Here is a 17,606-nt window from a genome sequence, read left to right on the forward strand (position 1 = left end):
ACCGACGTACAGAAGCGGGCATGCGCCGACGACTGATCAATTCGACCCTCGCCGTCGTGCTCGTGGTGATCGCCGTCTTCGGCGTCTCCCTCGTCATCGTCGAGACCCGCACCATCAGCAGCAGCGCCCAGGAGAGCGTCGACTCCGAGGCGCTGCGGCTGATCAGCGTCATCGAGAGCCGGCTCCTGGGCTCCGAGCGGATCAACCCCGCCGTGCTGGCCGAACAGATCGACGACAAGCGCTACGCCCTGGTCAAGATGCCCGGCCGCGCCCCCATCGAAGTCGGCCGGCGCCCCGGCGGCAGCGTGATCACCGCCACGGAGACGGGCGAGCACGGCGAGACCGTCACCGTCGAGGAGTCCCGCTCCGCCGTCACCCGCGAGGTCGGCCGCACGCTGATGATCATCGGCGCGGTGGCGCTGCTGGCCATCGTCTCCGCCGTCCTCCTCGCCGTACGCCAGGCCAACAAGCTCGCCTCGCCGCTCACCGACCTCGCGGAGACCGCAGAACGCCTGGGCTCCGGCGACCCCCGCCCGCGCCACAAGCGGTACGGGGTGCCCGAGCTGGACCGGGTCGCCGACGTCCTGGACTCCTCCGCCGAGCGGATCGCCCGGATGCTCACCGCCGAACGCCGGCTCGCCGCGGACGCCTCCCACCAGCTGCGCACGCCGCTCACGGCCCTGTCCATGCGGATCGAGGAGATCTCGCTGACCGACGACCCGGAGACCGTGAAGGAGGAGGCGCACATCGCCCTCGCCCAGGTCGAACGGCTCACGGACGTGGTGGAGCGGCTGCTGACCAATGCCCGGGACCCCCGGACCGGCTCGGCGGTCGTCTTCGACCTGGACGAGGTCGTCAAGCAGCAGATCGAGGAGTGGCGCCCGGCCTACCGGGGCGAGGGGCGCGCCATCGTCTGCTCCGGCAAGCAGGGGCTGAGCGCCGTCGGCACCCCGGGCGCGGTCGCCCAGGTCCTGGCCGCGCTGATCGAGAACTCCCTCATGCACGGCGGCGGTACGGTCGCGCTGCGCACGCGGGTCACCGGCAACCAGGCGGTCATCGAGGTCACGGACGAGGGCCCCGGCGTCCCGGCGGACCTGGGCGCCCGGATCTTCGAGCGGACCATCAGCGGCCGCAACTCCACGGGCATCGGCCTCGCGGTCGCCCGCGACCTCGCGGAGGCGGACGGCGGCCGCCTGGAACTCCTCCAGCAGCAGCCCCCGGTCTTCGCCCTCTTCCTGAGCCGCATGGCCCAGTCACGGGAAGAACCGGAACGCCCGGTGCGGTAGCGCCGCCCGCTCAGCGACGCGCCGGATCCGCCTCGACCCGCGCCGCGGGCGCCGGCACCGTCACCAGGGCCTCTTTGTCGGCAACGCCCTCCGAAGGCGCGGGCAGCGCCTTGAAGACCCACGTCCGGTACGACCAGAAGCGGAACAGCGTCGCGACACCGATCCCGACGATCTTGAAGACGTTGCTCTGGACCGGGGTGTCCCAGCCGAACCCGTACGTCGCCACGTACAGCACGCCGGTCTCGATCACCGCGCCCACCGCGCTGAACAGCAGGAACAGCGTCAGCTCACGCGTGCGGCCGGTCTTGTCGCGGTCGCGGTACGTCCAGTAGCGGAAGCCCACGTAATTGCAGAGGATCGCGACGAACGTGGCGAGCAGGCCGGCCCGCACGGTCGGGATATCGGTGTAGCGCCAGAGCAGATTGGACACGGCGATGTTCACGACCAGGCCGACCGCGCCGACCACGCCGAACTTGGCGATCTCCCGGGCCAGCAGCTCCAGCCGGGCCCGCAGTGCGCCTCGCTCGTTCATATGACTGCTCAGTCCGTCCGTAGGTCCCGCTCCATGTTCCGTCAACCCGGCCATGCTAACCAGCGCGCGGCCCGCACGCCCCCGGCCAGGACCGTCCGCGACCGGTGCGGATACCCTGGGAGCGTGACGTTCCCGGTAGTCGGCATGGTCGGTGGCGGTCAGCTCGCCCGTATGACCCACGAGGCGGGTATCCCCCTCGGCATCAAGTTCAAGCTCCTCAGCGACACCGCTCAGGACTCCGCGGCCCAGGTGGCGGGCGAGGTCGTCGTAGGCGACTACCGCGACCTGGAGACGCTGCGGGCCTTCGCGCGCGGCTGTGACGTGATCACCTTCGATCACGAGCACGTCCCCACCGAGCACCTGCGGGCCCTGGAGGCGGACGGCATCCCCGTGCGCCCCGGCCCCGACGCTCTGGTGCACGCCCAGGACAAGGGGGTGATGCGCGCGAAACTCACCGAGATCGGCGCGCCCTGCCCCCGCCACCGCATCGTGAAGGACCCGGCCGACGCCGCGGCCTTCGCCGAGGAGGCGGGAGGTTTCCCGGTCATCCTCAAGACCGTGCGCGGCGGCTACGACGGCAAGGGCGTCTGGGTGGTCCGCTCCGAGGCGGACGCGGCCGAGCCGTTCCGGGCCGGTGTCCCGGTGCTCGCCGAGGAGAAGGTCGACTTCGTACGGGAGCTGGCGGCCAACATCGTCCGCTCGCCGCACGGCCAGGCCGTGGCCTACCCGGTCGTCGAGTCCATCCAGGTCGACGGCGTCTGCGACACGGTCATCGCCCCGGCCCCCGAGCTGGACGAGGCGCTGGCGGGCGAGGCCCAGCAGCTCGCGCTGCGCATCGCCTCCGAGCTGGGCGTCGTCGGCCACCTCGCGGTGGAGCTGTTCGAGACCCGCGGACCCGACGGGAAGCCCGGCATCCTCGTCAACGAGCTGGCCATGCGCCCGCACAACTCCGGCCACTGGACCATGGACGGCGCGATCACCTCGCAGTTCGCCAACCACGTCCGCGCGGTCCTCGACCTCCCCCTCGGCGACCCGCGCCCCCGCGCCCCCTGGACGGTCATGTGCAACGTCCTCGGCGGCGACTTCCCGGACATGTACCAGGGCTACCTGCACTGCATGGCGCGCGACCCGCAGCTCAAGATCCACATGTACGGCAAGGACGTGAAGCCCGGCCGCAAGGTCGGACACGTCAACACCTACGGCGACGATCTGGCGGACGTGCGCGAGCGCGCCCGGCACGCGGCCGACTACCTGCGAGGAACGATCACCGAATGACTTCCCCCGCCTCCGCCGCACCGGTCGTCGGCATCGTCATGGGCTCGGACTCCGACTGGCCCGTCATGGAAGCGGCGGCCAAGGCCCTGGACGAGTTCGGCATCCCGTACGAGGTCGACGTCGTCTCCGCCCACCGCATGCCCCGCGAGATGATCGCGTACGGCGAGAACGCGGCGGGCCGCGGCCTCAAGGCGATCATCGCGGGCGCGGGCGGCGCCGCCCACCTGCCCGGCATGCTCGCCTCGGTCACCCCGCTGCCCGTCATCGGCGTACCGGTCCCGCTGAAGTACCTGGACGGCATGGACAGCCTCATGTCCATCGTCCAGATGCCCGCCGGCATCCCCGTCGCCACGGTCTCCATCGCCGGGGCGCGCAACGCCGGACTGCTGGCCGTCCGCGTCCTGGCCGCCGCCGACCCCGAGCTCCAGGGCCGGATGACGGAGTTCCTGGGCGACCTCAACGACCAGGCCACCGAGAAGGGCAAGCGGCTGCGCCAGAAGGCGGCGGGCGCGGAGTCCTTCGGCTTCTGAAAGCAGGCACCATGACGGACCGACTGGACCGGGCCCGGGAACTCCTCGCCGAGTACCCGGTGGTCGACGGGCACAACGACCTGCCCTGGGCGCTGCGCGAGCAGGTCCAGTACGACCTGGCCGTACGCGACATCGCCACCGACCAGTCGGCCCATCTGCACACCGACATCCCCCGGCTCCGCGCCGGGGGCGTCGGCGCCCAGTTCTGGTCCGTCTACGTGCGCTCCGACCTCGCGGGCGACGCCGCCGTCAGCGCCACCCTGGAACAGATCGACGCCGTCGCCGAACTCCTGGAGCGCTACCCGGCCGACCTCCGGCGCGCCCTGACCGCCGACGACATGGAGGCGGCCCGCGCCGAGGGCCGGATCGCCTCGCTGATGGGGGCCGAGGGCGGCCACTCCATCGACAACTCGCTGGGCACCCTGCGCGGACTGCACGCCCTGGGCGTCCGCTACATGACGCTCACCCACAACGACAACATCGCCTGGGCGGACTCCGCGACCGACGAGCCCGGCGTGGGCGGCCTCTCGCCGTTCGGCCACGAGGTCGTCCGCGAGATGAACCGCACCGGCATGCTGGTCGACCTCTCGCACGTCGCCGCGACGACCATGCGGGACGCGCTCGCCACCTCCGCGGCGCCGGTGATGTTCTCGCACTCCTCGTCGCGCGCCGTCTGCGACCACCCGCGCAACATCCCCGACGACGTCCTCGCGCAGCTCCCGGCCAACGGCGGCATCGCCATGGCCACCTTCGTGCCGAAGTTCGTCCTGCCGGAGGCCGTCGCCTGGACGCAGGCCGCCGACGAGAACCTGCGCGCGCACGGGCTGCACCACCTGGACACCACCGAGCAGGCGATGAAGCTGCACGCCGCGTTCGAGGCGGCGAACCCGCGCCCGGTCGCGACCGTGGCCACCATCGCCGACCACCTCGACCACATGCGCGAGGTCGCGGGCGTCGACCACATCGGCATCGGCGGCGACTACGACGGCACCGCGTTCCTCCCGCAGGGCCTGGAGAGCGTCGCCGGCTACCCGAACCTGATCGCGGAGCTGCTGCGCCGGAACTGGTCCGCCGCCGACCTGGCCAAGCTCACCTGGCGGAACGCCGTACGGGTGCTGCGCGACGCCGAGGACGTGGCGCGGGACCTGCGCACCCGGCGCGGCCCCTCGCACGCCACGATCGAAGAGCTGGACGCCCCGGCGGCCTGAGCCACCGGGGCGCTTCTCAGCAGGCTTTCAACAGGCGCAGAGACAGAACGGGTGCCCCGCAGGGTCCGCGTAGACCCGGAAGGTGCGCTCCCGGTCGTCCGCCTCCAGCACCGTCGCGCCCAGCGCCAGCACCTCCCGCTCCGCCGCGTCCAGATCCTCCACGGTCAGGTCCAGGTGGAACTGCTGCGAGGCGTCGGCGCTCGGCCACTTCGGCGGTACGAAGCCGGGCGCGGCCTGGAAGGCGAGCGGGGCGCCCGCGCCGCCCTTGAGGTCCACCCAGTCCTCCTGCTGCTCGACCGTGCCGCCGATCAGCGCCGCGTAGAAGTGCGCCAGGGCGACGGGGTCGGGGCAGTCCAGGACGACGGCGCCCACTGAGGCCAGAGCCATGTTTCCTCCTCGGGGAGAAGTACGGACAGGCCCTAGTGTGCGCCGGGGTCAGGCCGTCGGGCGGCCCATCGCGCGGAACGTCCAGCCGGCCTCGCGCCACGCGACCGGGTCGAGCGCGTTGCGCCCGTCGAGGATGATCCGGTGGCCCGCGACCGCGCCCAGCGCCTCCGCGTCCAGCTCCCGGAACTCGCGCCACTCCGTCAGGTGCAGCACGACGTCCGCGCCGCGCACCGCGTCGAGCGCGCTCTCCGCGTAACCGAGGGTCGGGAAGACGCGGCGGGCGTTCTCCATGCCCTTCGGGTCGAACACGGTGACCTGGCCGCCCTGGAGGTGGATCTGGCCGGCCACGTTGAGCGCGGGGGAGTCGCGTACGTCGTCCGAGTCCGGCTTGAACGTGGCGCCGAGCACGGCGACCCGCTTGCCGAGGAAGGAGCCGCCGCCCACGGCCTCGCGGGCCAGCTCGACCATGTGGCCCCGGCGGCGCATGTTGATCGAGTCGACCTCGCGGAGGAACGTCAGCGCCTGGTCCGCGCCCAGCTCACCGGCGCGGGCCATGAAGGCGCGGATGTCCTTGGGCAGGCAGCCACCGCCGAAGCCGATACCGGCCCGCAGGAACTTGCTTCCGATGCGCTCGTCGTGGCCGATGGCCTCGGCCAGCTTCGCCACGTCGCCGTCGGCGGCCTCGCAGACCTCGGCCATCGCGTTGATGAACGAGATCTTGGTGGCCAGGAAGGAGTTGGCGGCCGTCTTCACCAGTTCGGCGGTCGGGTAGTCCGTCACGACGAACGGGGAGCCCTCGCCCACCGGGACGGCGTACACCTCGCGCAGCACCTTCTCCGCCCGCTCGCTCGTCACGCCGACGACGATCCGGTCCGGGTGCAGGGTGTCGTCCACCGCGAAGCCCTCGCGCAGGAACTCCGGGTTCCAGGCCAGCTCGGCGTCGGCGCCCACGGGGGCCAGCTCCGCGAGGCGGGCGGCGAGGCGGGCGGCGGAGCCGACGGGCACGGTGGACTTGCCGACGACGAGGACGGGGCGGGTGAGCAGCGGTGCCAGCGAGTCGAAGGCGCTCTCGACGTACGTCATGTCACAGGCGTACTCGCCGTGCTTCTGCGGGGTGTTCGTGCAGACGAAGTGCACGTCGCCGAAGTCGGCCACCTCCTCCCAGGAGGTGGTGAACCGCAGCCGCCCGGTGGAGCCCTCGATGCCCGCGACGTGCCGCTGGAGCATCTCCTCCAGGCCCGGCTCGTACATCGGGACCCGGCCGGCGGACAGCATCTCGATCTTCTCGGGCACGACGTCGAGGCCCAGGACCTCGAAGCCGAGTTCCGCCATGGCCGCGGCGTGCGTGGCGCCCAGATAGCCGGTGCCGATCACGGTGATCCTGAGGGCCATGAAGTGCTCCTGTGAGGTGCGGACAGAGATGCGGTGCACGAGCATAGTCCCGCCCGTGAAACCTCCCATTTCCGGCTGTCGCGCAGCTCACGGCCCGAGCGCGTATGCCGGGGGCGGGTCGAACGCCTAAAATTGGGTTACTTAACGGTAGTTAGCACCCTGGGGAGTGAGCGTCTTGGCGGGTTCGACCGATTTCGACCTGTACCGTCCGGCTGAGGAGCACGAGATGCTCCGTGAGACGGTGCGTGCGCTCGCCGAGGCGAAGATCGCCCCGTTCGCGGCCGCGGTCGACGAGGAGGCCCGCTTCCCGCAGGAGGCGCTGGACGCCCTCACCGCCGCCGATCTGCACGCGGTCCACGTACCGGAGGAGTACGGCGGCGCCGGCGCCGATGCGCTCGCCACGGTCATCGTGATCGAGGAGGTGGCCCGCGCCTGCGTGTCCTCCTCCCTGATCCCGGCCGTGAACAAGCTCGGCTCGCTCCCGGTCGTCCTGTCCGGCTCCGAGGCCCTGAAGAAGAAGTACCTGGGCCCGCTGGCCAAGGGCGACGGCATGTTCTCGTACTGCCTCTCCGAACCGGACGCGGGCTCCGACGCGGCCGGCATGAAGACCCGGGCCGTGCGCGACGGCGACTTCTGGGTCCTCAACGGCGTGAAGCGCTGGATCACCAACGCGGGCGTCTCCGAGTACTACACGGTCATGGCCGTCACGGACCCGGAGAAGCGCTCCAAGGGCATCTCGGCCTTCGTCGTGGAGAAGTCCGACGAGGGCGTCTCCTTCGGCGCCCCGGAGAAGAAGCTCGGCATCAAGGGTTCCCCGACCCGCGAGGTCTACTTCGACAACGTCCGCATCCCCGCCGACCGGATGATCGGCGAGGAGGGCACCGGCTTCGCCACCGCGATGAAGACCCTGGACCACACCCGCATCACCATCGCGGCCCAGGCCCTCGGTGTCGCCCAGGGCGCGCTGGACTACGCCAAGGGCTACGTCCAGGAGCGCAAGCAGTTCGGCAAGCCGATCGCGGACTTCCAGGGCGTGCAGTTCATGCTCGCCGACATGGCCATGAAGCTGGAGGCCGCCCGCCAGCTCACGTACTCGGCCGCCGCCAAGTCCGAGCGCGTCGACGCCGACCTCACGTTCTTCGGCGCGGCCGCCAAGTGCTTCGCCTCGGACGTCGCCATGGAGATCACCACGGACGCGGTCCAGCTCCTCGGCGGCTACGGCTACACGCGGGACTACCCGGTGGAGCGCATGATGCGCGACGCCAAGATCACCCAGATCTACGAGGGCACGAACCAGGTCCAGCGCATCGTGATGGCGCGCAACCTGCCGTAACGGGACGTTCGACGAGCGCACAGCCCCCGGCCGCGATGCCGGGGGCTGTCGCATGCGTACGCTGATCAACTCCGCGTCAGGCCGTTGCTAGGCTGCGGGCGTTGGCCAGGGCATCACAGTGGGGGAACGGGTCGATGGACGTAACGGATGTCTTCGAGCCGCTTCAGGCGAACGACCCGGCCGAGGTGGCCGGCTACCGGCTCGCCGCCCGGCTCGGCGCGGGCGGCATGGGCCGGGTCTACCTCTCGCACACCGAGGACGGCCGGGCCGTGGCGATCAAGGTCGTACGCCCGGAGCTGGCCGACGACCCGGACTTCCGGAGGCGGTTCGGCCGGGAGGTCCGGGCGGCCCGGCGGGTGCGCGGCGCGTACACGGCCGAGCTGATCGACGCCGACGCGGAGGCCGCGACGCCCTGGCTGGCCACGCTGTACGTGCCCGGGCCCTCCCTCACCCAGGCCGTGGCGCGCCAGGGCCCGCTGCCGGTGCCCGCGCTGCTGTGGCTGATGGCGGGCATGGCCGAGGCGCTCCAGGCGATCCACGCCGAGGGCATCGTCCACCGCGACCTGAAGCCGTCCAACGTGCTGCTGGCCTCCGACGGGCCGCGCGTGATCGACTTCGGCATCGCGCTGGCCGCCGACGGGACCTCGTACACCACGACGGGGCACCCGATCGGCACCCCCGCGTACATGGCCCCGAGCAGGCGTCCGGGGAGGGGGCCACGGCGGCGAGCGACGTCTTCGCCCTGGCCCAGACGGCGGCCTACGCGGCGCTGGGCAAGCCGCTCTACGGGGACGGCCCGGGCGTCTACGTGCTGTACCGGATCATCCACTCCGAGCCCGACCTCACCCTGCTGCCCGAGCCCCTGCGCCCGCTCTTCGCCCGCTGCCTGGCCGCGGACCCGGCCGAGCGGCCCGCCCCGGCGGAGATCGTGGAGTGGTGCCGGCAGCGGCTGGGCGAGGAGGCCGAAGCGGGCACAGCGCCCGCGGTATGGGGCGAGATCGGCGGCCCGGAGACCGAGGTCCCGCCCCCGGTGCCCGAGCCCACCCCGGTGCGGACGGACCCCTGGGCCGGGCCGCCGCCCGCACCGGTCGCGCGCGGGGTGCGCAGGCGGCTCGTCGCCCTGGTGTCGGCCGTCGGCGTGGTGAGCGCGCTGCTGGTCCTCGGGCTGGCCTGGCGGGCGATGGGGCCGATGGGCGGGGGAGAGCACCGGGCCGCTGCCGGGGCGTCGGCATCGGTCACTCCGTCGTCCGGGGCGCGGAAGACGGCGCCGGAGTCGGCGGGCAGGGTCGCCGACGCGCTGACCGAGCCGAGTGTGTCTCCTTCACCCAGCGAGCCGCAGGCGGAGCCGTACGCCCAGGTCACGGTGGACACGAAGCGCTCGGTGAATCTCGCGAATCCGTACAAGGAGTTGAACGGAGACGAGGGCGATATCCGCTTCAGCTGCAAGTCGGTCGGCTGCGAACTGAACAGCGACACGAGCGTGTTCGTGGCGATGCCCGGCAAACCGGGCGCCACGCTCGACGAGTGCCGTCTGTTTCTCAACCACAGCAAGAGTCACAACCTGCCGCTGGCCACCTCGGCGAACGGCAGCGAAATCTGCGTCAAGAACGCCTCGGGGGACATCGCGCTGTTCGTGATCGCGACGAAGTCGACCGCGATGCCCGGCGTCGCCTTCGTCCTGGGTGACGTCACCGTCTGGCGCAACGCGGCCTAGCGCTGCTTACGCCTCGCCCTTGCGCCGCACCATCTCCCCGATCCACACGGGCGCGTACGGCGAGGTGCACCCCCGGGGCGTCGGGTAGTCCTTGAGCACACCCAGCCGCTCCCCGATGTCCAGAGCGCGGGCGCGGTGCTCCGGGTGTTCGATGCCGATCTGGGCGAGGCAGGTGTTCATCGCCCACTGGAGGCGGTCGGGGGCGCCCCCCATCTCGGCTTCGATGACGTCGAGCAGCGCGCCCGGATTCAGCCCGTCGGGCCGCTTCACGACCCGGTCGGCGGTCAGCGCCCACCCGGCGCTCGCGACGACCGGATCGGGATCCTCCGTCCAGGCGAGCCGCAGTTCCTCCGCGTGCGGGCTCTTCTTCACCACGTAGCCCACGAGCCAGTCGTGCACCTTCGGCGCCCGCGCCTCGCGCAGCATGCGGTCCAGCTCGCCCTGTGTGTACGCCTTCGGCCGGCAGACCAGCAACGCTACGAGCCGCGCGGCGGTGTCGCCGGTCTCCCACAACTCGACGGCCAGCTCCTGCCGCTTCCCCAGCCGCTTGGCAAGGGCGCGCAACTTGCTGAGGTTCACCCCGTGATCGTCCCCGTGCCGCGCGTTGACGGCGCGGGCCTTGGGGTCGTCGAGGGCGCGGAGTTCAGCCATGACGTCGGCGGCGGTCGCTTCCGTCATGAGGCGCGGAAGACTTCCTCGGCTGAGACGGCCGTCGCGGCGCGCTGGAGCCATGCGTGCAGGAGCCGCGGGTCGGTGCAGGTGGTGATCTTCTCGCGGTCCGCGTCGGTGAGGGCGATGCCACGTACACCGAGAACCAGCAGCAGACCTTCCGCGCGGCCTTCCGCCCTGCCCTCGTCCCGGATCTCCTCCGACATGGCGGACTTGTAGAAAGAGGTGTCCACGGCCACCAGGTTCCTCCACTGTTGTGCGGCCGGACGACTGCCCAGGCCCTGAGCGGTGAGTTCGACGATGGGGTCGGTGATGTTCTCGGGCGCGTCCCGCAGTGCTGCGGACAGCGTTTTCAGTATGGCACCGACGTCGGGATTGTCGGCATGTGTGATGGCCGCGAGGGTGGCGAGTGCGAGGTCCTTGCGGGCTTCCGCGACGTCTTTGATGACGGGCATGTTGTGCGGCCCGGCGACGAGTGGGTTGAGCGTCAGCGTCTGCCATCGGCGCAGGCCGATCGCAAGGGGGCGTGCCGCCCACTCGGCGGTCTGCCGGTCCTGGCAGACGACCAGGAATCGACACCGGGCACCTCGGACACCCGGGAGAAGAGCCCCGGGTACTCCTGGAAGATGCGGTGCATCGCCTCGTGGGGTGAGCTGACCATGCGGCTCCGTTCGGTAGTACGGCGGTTCAGGGTCTACGGCAGTCGCGGCACTGGCCCGGTTCCGGGGCGCGGAAGGCTCGGTTGCAGTCGTCGCAGTTCTGGAGCGGGATGACGGCGGGCGGGGCGGACGGGGCCGGGAGCGGGGGTGGCAGGAGGGCTGTGATCCGGTGGCGGAGGAGGCGCGCCGGGTGGGTGAGCGGGGCCGGGAGGTCCGTCGTGAGGGCCCGGCGGATGGCGTCGGGGTGGGCGTCCCGTTCGAGCCAGGCGGCGACTCCCGGGGTGAGCGCGGCGACGTCCGCCTCGGAGAGCGTCAGCACGGGCGCGTGGCGGCGGAGGTCCGCGAGGAGCAGAGCGGCGGTCCGGTGCAGGGCGTTGGCGGGTGGGGTGGGCCGGGGGTGCTGCTGCCGGGGCGGAGGCGGTGGGGCGGCGGGCGGCGGAGTCGTCGCGCGCGGGGCCGCGTACGGCTCCCGGGGCGCCGGGGGCGTCGCGTAGGGCCGGTTGTGCGACTCCGTACGCGTGCGTACGCGGCCGTCCCGCAGGCGTACGCGGATGCGGCGCAGGTAGCCCGCCGCCTCCAGCTCGCGCAGCGCGGCCGCGATCCGCATCTCGCTCTCCGGGAAGCGCGCGGCGAGCACCTTGACGCCGATCTTCGCGCCCTCGGGCAGTGACTGGATGTGGACGGCGAGCCCGATCGCGAGGAGGGAGAGGTCTCCGTGCTGCGCGAGGTGGTTGCCGATGACCGTGAAGCCGGACGTGTGGCGGGAGTTGACGTGGATGACACCGGAGGTCGGTGTGACGTCGTGGGGAGACCCGGGGGAACCGGGCGGGGCGCACGGGGGCGCGATAGCCTGCTGGGCAGTCATCGGGAAGGTCATTTCTTCCTCGGTGGTCAGGCCCTGGCCGGGATTCGCTGTCCCGGCCGGGGCCGACTCGTGTCTGGGGTTGTTGCCGCGAGCATATGCCCGACAACCGGCCCCAAATCCAGCTCAGTTGCCATTTGTCACCCGCGCGAGTGATCAGCGTTCGTACCGGGTTCGGTTGGGTTGGGTTGGGTTCTTTTCCAGGGTTCTTTCAAAGCAATTGACGTCGTGGCGCACCGGGTCGCGGACCCCCGCGACCCGGTGGACCGCGTCACGGTACGAGGTCGAGCTCCGCCCACACCGTCTTGCGCGGCACGGGCCCGGAGGCGACGCCCCAGCGGTCGGCCAGGGCTTCGACGATCACCAGTCCACGCCCGGTGTCGCCAGCTCCGCGACGATGTGCGCGGCCGGTGCCGAGGCCAGGCCCCAGAGGTCCAGCTAGGCCACGACGAGCAGTCGGGCGAGCCGGGCGCCTCGGCGGGTGGGGGAGAGCAGCACGGTGAACGCACGCTCTGTGAGGGGCCGTTGGGGTGCGGCGATTTGTTGGTTCACATCACTCAGCGTGGCCACGTCTGCGTACGGTGACTGTCCGGCGCTTGTCCAGCGTTGTCCCGGCTGTCCGGCGTGACGGGTGGGGACGGTCATCGGTTGAGGAACAAAGGCACGCGCGTCGGAAATGGGGTACGGATGAGCGCCAACAACGAGACGGACGAGCACGGTTGGGACGTCGATCCCGAGGACGAGTCGGGCGCGGCGGTGGTCGCCGCCGTGGGCCGCCAGCTCAAGGCGTGGCGCGAGGCGGCGGGGATGCGGGCGGCGGAGTTCGGAGTGCTGATCGGGTACGGGGAGGACCTGATCTACAAGGTCGAGGGCGGCAGGCGCATCCCCCGGCCCGAGTACGTGGACAAGGCGGACGAAGCCTTGGGCGCGAACGGCAAGATCGCCTTGATGAAGCAGGACTTGGCGGTCGTCCGGTACCCGAAGAAGGTTCGAGACCTGGCGAGCCTGGAAGCGAAGGCGGTCGAGCTCACGGCCTATGTGGCGCACGGTTTGCATGGGCTGTTGCAGACCCCGGGCCATGCGCGGGCGTTGTTCGAGGCCCGGCAGCCGCCTTACTCGCAGGACGAGGTGGAGCGGATGGTTGCCGCACGCATGGCCCGACAGTCGATCTTCGAGCGCTTGCCCGCACCGTCCCTCAACTTCGTCCAGGAGGAGTCAGCACTTATGCGGCCCATCGGAGGCAGAATGGAGTGGCGGCGGCAGCTCGAACGATTGCTGGAGGTCGGAGACATGCGCAATGTGACGCTCCAGGTCATGCCGACGCATCGCGAGGCTCATCCGGGGATGGACGGCGACATCGACCTGTTGAAGTTCGCGGACGGCACGGCGATTGGTCGTTCGCACGGGGCATTCAACGGACGCCGGGTAACCGATGCGAGGCATCTTCGTATCCTCGACCTGCGGCATGGCATCATCCGGGCCGAGGCTCTCACTCCTCAGGAGACTCGGGCCCTCATTCAGCGAGTATTGGGAGCAACATGAACTGCGGGACCTCTGCGCCGGGCGATTTCGAGTTGGTCTGGATCAAGAGCAGCTACAGCAGCAACGGCAATGAGGGCGACTGCGTCGAGGTTGCCGCCGCCCCCGCTGCCGTCCTCGTCCGGGACTCCAAAGACGCGCAGGGCCCTCTGCTCGCCTTCGCGGAGCACGCATGGGCCGACTTCACGTCGTACACGGCGAAGGGCTGAAGCCGCCATGGCCGACGGACTGACGTGGTTCAAGAGCAGCTACAGCAGCAACGGCAGCGAGAACGACTGCGTCGAGGTCGCGGCGGCCAGGGGCGCCGTCCTCGTACGGGACTCCAAGGACGTGGACGGCCCCCGTCTCACCCACCCCCCGCACGCCTGGGCCGCCTTCGTCACCTACGCGGCCCACGCCGCATGACGCACTCCCACCTGCCCACCACCGAGGCCGCCGTCACGGCCGTACGGGAAGTGGCCCGGGCACACAACCTGGAGGTGACGGTCACCGACGACATCGGGGCCGATCAGACCTCCCGGAGGGAGTCCGCGGGGGCGTTCGCCGTGGCCGATGCGGACGGGTCGTTGCCGCATGAGGCGTTCATCGAGCTGGGCGGAGTCCCGGCCGTCACCGTGCAGGTGTTCCCGGAGGACGACGCGCGGATCACCGTCGACGGGGTGGTCTTCGAGGACGTGCCCCGGGACTCCGTGCCCGCGTTCCTGCGGTCCGTGTACGGCGGGATGGCCTATGTGAAGGGCCGGTTCTTCCCGCCGGGGCAGTGGCTCGTCGTGCCGTTGCCCGGGGACGAGACGTACAAGGAGCTGGTGCCGCGCGCCATGCTCAGCCCCTGGCTGTCCCGCAACTTCCGCAGTGCCTGAGGGCCCTGAGGACATAGGCCCCCTCGTCCGGCTCTTCGACGCGCTCGGGGCCGAGGACCCCGAGGGGTGGGCCGAGTCCGAGGCCGAGGAGGGGCTGCCGCAGCTGGCCCGGTTCCGGTTGCTGCGGATGGTGTGGCAGGACATCGACGCGTGGAGCACCACCGCGACCGACTGGGTCGCCGCCTACCGCAGAGACGGGGCGGCCGGTGGCGCCGTCGAGCGCGCCGTACGCCTCGGGCTGACCGTCGAAGACCTCGGCGAAATCGCCCGCGAGGTCGCCAGGGAGACCGCCTTCGCGATGCTCCAGGGGCTGGACGATCCGGACCGTGGCGACGAGCCGGACGAGGTGGCGGGGCGGCTGCCCGGATGGTTCCTCGGTGAGAACTCCGCGCACGGCGGGCCCACGGGGCGCATACTCAACGCCCTGCACGAGGACCTGAACGAGGCGGAACCGCAGACCCCGACCAGCCGTATCGGCAGCCGTACCGGAGGAGACACCGCATGACCGCGTTCGACGTGATGGAGCGGCGGATATGGGACGGGCAGGCCGATGCCTACGCCCGCACTGCCGCCTGGCTCTGCGTCCACACCGTGCCCGCCCTGCTGGACGCCGCCGGCGTCGCGGCCGGGACGCGCATGCTCGACGTGGGGTGCGGCAGCGGCAACGTGACGGCCGCCGCCCTCGCGCGCGGCGCGTCCGTACGGGCCGTGGACGCCGAGCCCGGCATGGTCGAGGCGACCCGGCGCGCGGCGCCCGGGGCCGAGGTGCGTTCCGGGGTGCTGCCCCAGCTGCCGTACGCCGACGGGGAGTTCGACGCGGTCGTCGCCAACTTCGTGCTCAACCACGTCGGCCGCCCCCTGGAGGCCCTGGTCGAGATGCGCCGGGTCGCCCGCCCCGGATCCACGATCGCGGTCACCGTCTGGCAGCTGCCGGGCGCTCCGGGCCAGGCGCTGGTGGGCCGGGCCGCCCAGGCCGCCGGACTCACCCGCCCCGACTGGCTGGCCACGGTGGACGAGGAACACAACTTCACGCGCACCCCGGACGGCCTGGCCGCACTGCTCACCGCCGCCGGCCTCGGAGACGTACAGGCCGACACGCACACCTGGGACCACCGGGCCGACCCGGAGGACTGGTGGGCGGGCCCGGCGGCCGGGATCGGCACGATCGGGGGATGGTCACGAGCGCCGGTCCGGAGGGCGTGGCGGCGGCCAAGCGCGAGTACGACGCGCTGTGCGGCGAATTCCTCGCGGACGACGGCCTGTTGACCCTGCCGCACGCGGCGGTGCTGGCGAGCGGGACGGTGTAGGGCCCCGGGCGGGGCCTTGGGCCCCGCCCCTCAGTTCCCCTTGACCGTGACCTTCTCGTCGTTCCTCAGCTGGTCCATCAGCTGCTTGACCTTCGCCTTGTCCCAGGCCAGGTTTCCGCCCACGTTGCCCGCGATCGGCATGTTCATCGACGTGCCGTCGCCGCCCGTGACGCCCTTCATCGCGAAGAACATCTTGCCGAGCGACCAGAGCGACATGTCCTTGTCCACGATCAGCGTGTCCAGGCCCGCGCCCATCGTCGGGTACAGCTTGAACGGGTTGATGATCGTGGAGAACGTCGCCGTCTGGCTCGCCAGGGCCGCGAGGAACTTCTGCTGGTTCTTCGTACGGTCCAGGTCCGAGGTGAAGGCGTGGCGGGTGCGGACGAAGGCAAGGGCCTGCTGGCCGTCGAGGGTCTGCTTGCCGGCCGGGAAGTCCGCGCCCGACCACTTGTCCTTGAACGCCTTCGGGATGTCCAGCTCGACCCCGCCGATCGCGTCCACGATCTTGGCGAAGCCGCCGAAGCCGATCTCGACGTAGTGGTCGATGTGCAGGCCGGTGTTGAACTCGACCGTACGGACCAGCAGCTCGGGCCCGTCCGTGGCGTACGCGGCGTTGAGCTTCGTCGTCTTGCCCGTGCCCGGGTACTTCTTGCCCGACTCGGAGCCGACGAACGACGGGATCTCGACGTTCGAGTCACGCGGCAGCGAGACCAGCGTCGGGCCGTTGTCGCCGGTGTGCAGGATCATCATCGAGTCGGTCCGCTTGCCGTCGGCCGAGCCCGTGTGGAGCCGCTTCTTGTCCTCGGACGTCATGCCCTCGCGGCTGTCCGAGCCCACGATCAGGTAGTTCGTCCCCTTGCCCGCCTCCGGCCGCTCGATGACCTTCGACAGGTCGACGGCGCGGTTCAGCTTGGAGTCGGCCCAGAAGTACGTGCCCACGGAGACGCCGAGCAGCGCGACGACCAGGACCAGCGCGCCGATCTTGATCCGGCGGCCCCAGTTGGGCGCGGGTCTGGGGCGGCCCTGCGCGGGGCCCCGGTCGCCGCCGCCGGAGCCCGGTCCGTGGCCGCCGCTGCCGGCGCCGTAGACCTGGCCCGTGTTGTACCCGCTGTCGTAACCCTCGTCGTACTGCGGGTAACCGCCGTCGTAGCCCGAAGGCTGCTGCGGCACCGGGCGCTGCCTCGGCGGCGCGGGGCGCTGCGGCGGCGGTGCCGGGCGGCGCTGGACGTGCGGCATCGAGCGGGCGCTCTCGGGCCGCTCGCTCGCGCTGCCCTGCCCGTAGCGGTCACCGCTGCGGTTGTCGTCGGTCCAGCCGTCGGGCCAATCGTTCATACGGACCAGTGTGCAGGCCGGGGCCGCCCCTCTTACAGGGTGGGAGGAAAATCGCACCAGGGCTGTTGCGAAGCTGATGCATTGCGACGGCGTTCGGGCCCCCGCATAAGGTGGACGGTATGACAGATCACGCTCCGCGCCCGGAGAGCGACATTCCGGGCAAGCCCACCGCGGCCTCCCGGACCACCCTCAGCCACATCATGACCGGCAGCGACACCAATCTGCTGGGTACGGTGCACGGCGGCGTGATCATGAAACTGGTCGACGACGCGGCGGGCGCGGTGGCCGGCCGGCACTCCGGCGGCCCCGCAGTCACGGCCTCGATGGACGAGATGGTCTTCCTGGAGCCGGTCCGCGTCGGCGACCTCGTGCACGTCCGCGCCCAGGTCAACTGGACCGGCCGCTCCTCCATGGAGGTCGGCGTCCGCGTCATGGCCGAGCGCTGGAACGAGTCGACGCCCGCGACGCAGGTCGGCAGCGCGTACCTGGTGTTCGCCGCGGTGGACGCGGACGGCCGGCCCCGCCCCGTACCGCAGGTGATCCCGGAGACCGAGCGCGACAAGCGGCGCTACCAGGAGGCGCAGATCCGCCGCACGCACCGGCTGGCGCGGCGGCGCGCGATCAGGGAGCTGCGCGAGAAGCGGATCGCCGAGGGCATCGAGGACTGAGGGCGCGAGGCGAGCGAGGACCGAGAGGCGCGGGGCTCACCCCCTGAACCGTT

General features: G+C 71.4%; 17 protein-coding genes and 4 pseudogenes. 13 read left to right on the forward strand and 8 right to left on the reverse strand.

What is annotated here, in order from left to right; translation table 11 throughout:
* Positions 1-20: 20 nt before the first annotated feature.
* Complete coding sequence (locus tag NEH16_RS19370) at positions 21-1,286, forward strand: ATP-binding protein (RefSeq protein WP_073968509.1); 1,266 nt, start codon at positions 21-23, stop codon at positions 1,284-1,286.
* A 10-nt stretch (positions 1,287-1,296) separates the two neighbouring features.
* On the opposite strand, the gene NEH16_RS19375 is transcribed toward NEH16_RS19370, so the two are convergent.
* Positions 1,297-1,818, reverse strand: a complete 522-nt coding sequence (locus tag NEH16_RS19375; protein ID WP_265544007.1) for a GtrA family protein — start codon at positions 1,816-1,818, stop codon at positions 1,297-1,299.
* 123 nt (positions 1,819-1,941) lie between these two features.
* On the opposite strand from NEH16_RS19375, the gene NEH16_RS19380 reads away from it, so the two are divergent.
* Genes NEH16_RS19380 through NEH16_RS19390 form a run of 3 tightly spaced genes read left to right on the forward strand, consistent with a single transcriptional unit; the run spans position 1,942 to position 4,831 of the window.
* Positions 1,942-3,093, forward strand: a complete 1,152-nt coding sequence (locus tag NEH16_RS19380) for a 5-(carboxyamino)imidazole ribonucleotide synthase (RefSeq protein WP_265544009.1) — start codon at positions 1,942-1,944, stop codon at positions 3,091-3,093.
* Positions 3,090-3,623, forward strand: a complete 534-nt coding sequence (gene purE, locus NEH16_RS19385) for a 5-(carboxyamino)imidazole ribonucleotide mutase (RefSeq protein ID WP_018104029.1) — start codon at positions 3,090-3,092, stop codon at positions 3,621-3,623. Before NEH16_RS19380 ends, purE begins: the two co-directional genes overlap by 4 nt.
* An 11-nt stretch (positions 3,624-3,634) precedes the next feature.
* Positions 3,635-4,831 carry a dipeptidase gene (locus tag NEH16_RS19390; RefSeq protein ID WP_265544012.1) on the forward strand — a complete coding sequence of 399 codons (1,197 nt, stop codon included), beginning with the start codon at positions 3,635-3,637 and terminating at the stop codon, positions 4,829-4,831.
* A gap of 27 nt (positions 4,832-4,858) precedes the next feature.
* Here NEH16_RS19390 and NEH16_RS19395 read toward each other — a convergent pair whose 3' ends face one another.
* Positions 4,859-5,218: a VOC family protein gene (locus tag NEH16_RS19395; RefSeq protein ID WP_265544014.1), complete on the reverse strand. Its 360-nt coding sequence runs from the start codon at positions 5,216-5,218 to the stop codon at positions 4,859-4,861.
* A 48-nt stretch (positions 5,219-5,266) separates the two neighbouring features.
* Positions 5,267-6,610, reverse strand: a complete 1,344-nt coding sequence (locus tag NEH16_RS19400) for a UDP-glucose dehydrogenase family protein (RefSeq protein WP_073968775.1) — start codon at positions 6,608-6,610, stop codon at positions 5,267-5,269.
* 175 nt (positions 6,611-6,785) lie between these two features.
* Here NEH16_RS19400 and NEH16_RS19405 point away from each other — a divergent pair, with 175 nt between their 5' ends.
* Together NEH16_RS19405 and NEH16_RS19410 are read left to right on the forward strand one after the other, a co-directional pair.
* Entirely contained in the window at positions 6,786-7,943 is a 1,158-nt protein-coding gene (locus NEH16_RS19405) for an acyl-CoA dehydrogenase family protein (protein WP_073968504.1), read from the forward strand.
* A gap of 134 nt (positions 7,944-8,077) precedes the next feature.
* Positions 8,078-9,657: pseudogene (locus NEH16_RS19410) on the forward strand (serine/threonine-protein kinase).
* Positions 9,658-9,663: 6 nt separating this feature from the next.
* On the opposite strand, the gene NEH16_RS19415 reads toward NEH16_RS19410, so the two are convergent.
* From NEH16_RS19415 to NEH16_RS19430, 4 genes and pseudogenes are all read right to left on the reverse strand, one after another.
* The gene (locus tag NEH16_RS19415; protein ID WP_265544017.1) at positions 9,664-10,335 is read right to left on the reverse strand and encodes a DNA alkylation repair protein; all 672 of its coding nucleotides are present in this window, start codon (positions 10,333-10,335) and stop codon (positions 9,664-9,666) included.
* Positions 10,332-10,987 (reverse strand): annotated as a pseudogene (locus NEH16_RS19420) (hypothetical protein). The gene NEH16_RS19415 and the pseudogene NEH16_RS19420 overlap by 4 nt, the downstream one beginning before the upstream one ends.
* 26 nt (positions 10,988-11,013) lie before the next feature.
* Positions 11,014-11,850, reverse strand: a complete 837-nt coding sequence (locus NEH16_RS19425) for a helix-turn-helix domain-containing protein (RefSeq protein ID WP_265544019.1) — start codon at positions 11,848-11,850, stop codon at positions 11,014-11,016.
* Positions 11,851-12,118: 268 nt separating this feature from the next.
* Positions 12,119-12,399, reverse strand: a pseudogene (locus tag NEH16_RS19430) (hypothetical protein).
* A 135-nt stretch (positions 12,400-12,534) separates the two neighbouring features.
* On the opposite strand from NEH16_RS19430, the gene NEH16_RS19435 reads away from it, so the two are divergent.
* From NEH16_RS19435 to NEH16_RS19460, 6 genes and pseudogenes are all read left to right on the forward strand, one after another.
* A complete protein-coding gene (locus tag NEH16_RS19435; protein ID WP_073968499.1) occupies positions 12,535-13,389 on the forward strand; it encodes a helix-turn-helix domain-containing protein in 855 nt (284 codons plus the stop codon).
* Complete coding sequence (locus tag NEH16_RS19440) at positions 13,386-13,595, forward strand: DUF397 domain-containing protein (protein ID WP_265544021.1); 210 nt, start codon at positions 13,386-13,388, stop codon at positions 13,593-13,595. Before NEH16_RS19435 ends, NEH16_RS19440 begins: the two co-directional genes overlap by 4 nt.
* Before the next feature lie 7 nt (positions 13,596-13,602).
* Positions 13,603-13,791, forward strand: coding sequence for a DUF397 domain-containing protein (locus tag NEH16_RS19445; RefSeq protein WP_265544023.1), 189 nt, complete (start codon positions 13,603-13,605; stop codon positions 13,789-13,791).
* Positions 13,788-14,246 (forward strand): hypothetical protein, encoded by a 459-nt coding sequence (locus NEH16_RS19450; RefSeq protein ID WP_265544025.1) that lies wholly within the window; start codon positions 13,788-13,790, stop codon positions 14,244-14,246. The genes NEH16_RS19445 and NEH16_RS19450 overlap by 4 nt, the downstream gene beginning before the upstream one ends.
* Positions 14,239-14,751, forward strand: a complete 513-nt coding sequence (locus NEH16_RS19455; protein ID WP_265544027.1) for a hypothetical protein — start codon at positions 14,239-14,241, stop codon at positions 14,749-14,751. The genes NEH16_RS19450 and NEH16_RS19455 overlap by 8 nt, the downstream gene beginning before the upstream one ends.
* Positions 14,748-15,553 (forward strand): annotated as a pseudogene (locus NEH16_RS19460) (class I SAM-dependent methyltransferase). The gene NEH16_RS19455 and the pseudogene NEH16_RS19460 overlap by 4 nt, the downstream one beginning before the upstream one ends.
* 30 nt (positions 15,554-15,583) lie before the next feature.
* Here the strand turns inward: NEH16_RS19460 and NEH16_RS19465 are convergent.
* The gene (locus NEH16_RS19465) at positions 15,584-16,885 is read right to left on the reverse strand and encodes an LCP family protein (protein WP_265544031.1); all 1,302 of its coding nucleotides are present in this window, start codon (positions 16,883-16,885) and stop codon (positions 15,584-15,586) included.
* A 119-nt stretch (positions 16,886-17,004) separates the two neighbouring features.
* On the opposite strand from NEH16_RS19465, the gene NEH16_RS19470 reads away from it, so the two are divergent.
* On the forward strand, positions 17,005-17,553 hold the full coding sequence (locus NEH16_RS19470; RefSeq protein WP_073968492.1) for an acyl-CoA thioesterase: 549 nt from the start codon (positions 17,005-17,007) through the stop codon (positions 17,551-17,553).
* The last annotated feature ends 53 nt before the right edge of the window (positions 17,554-17,606 follow it).

The sequence above is a fragment of the Streptomyces drozdowiczii genome, assembly GCF_026167665.1.
Classification (GTDB): domain Bacteria; phylum Actinomycetota; class Actinomycetes; order Streptomycetales; family Streptomycetaceae; genus Streptomyces; species Streptomyces drozdowiczii_A.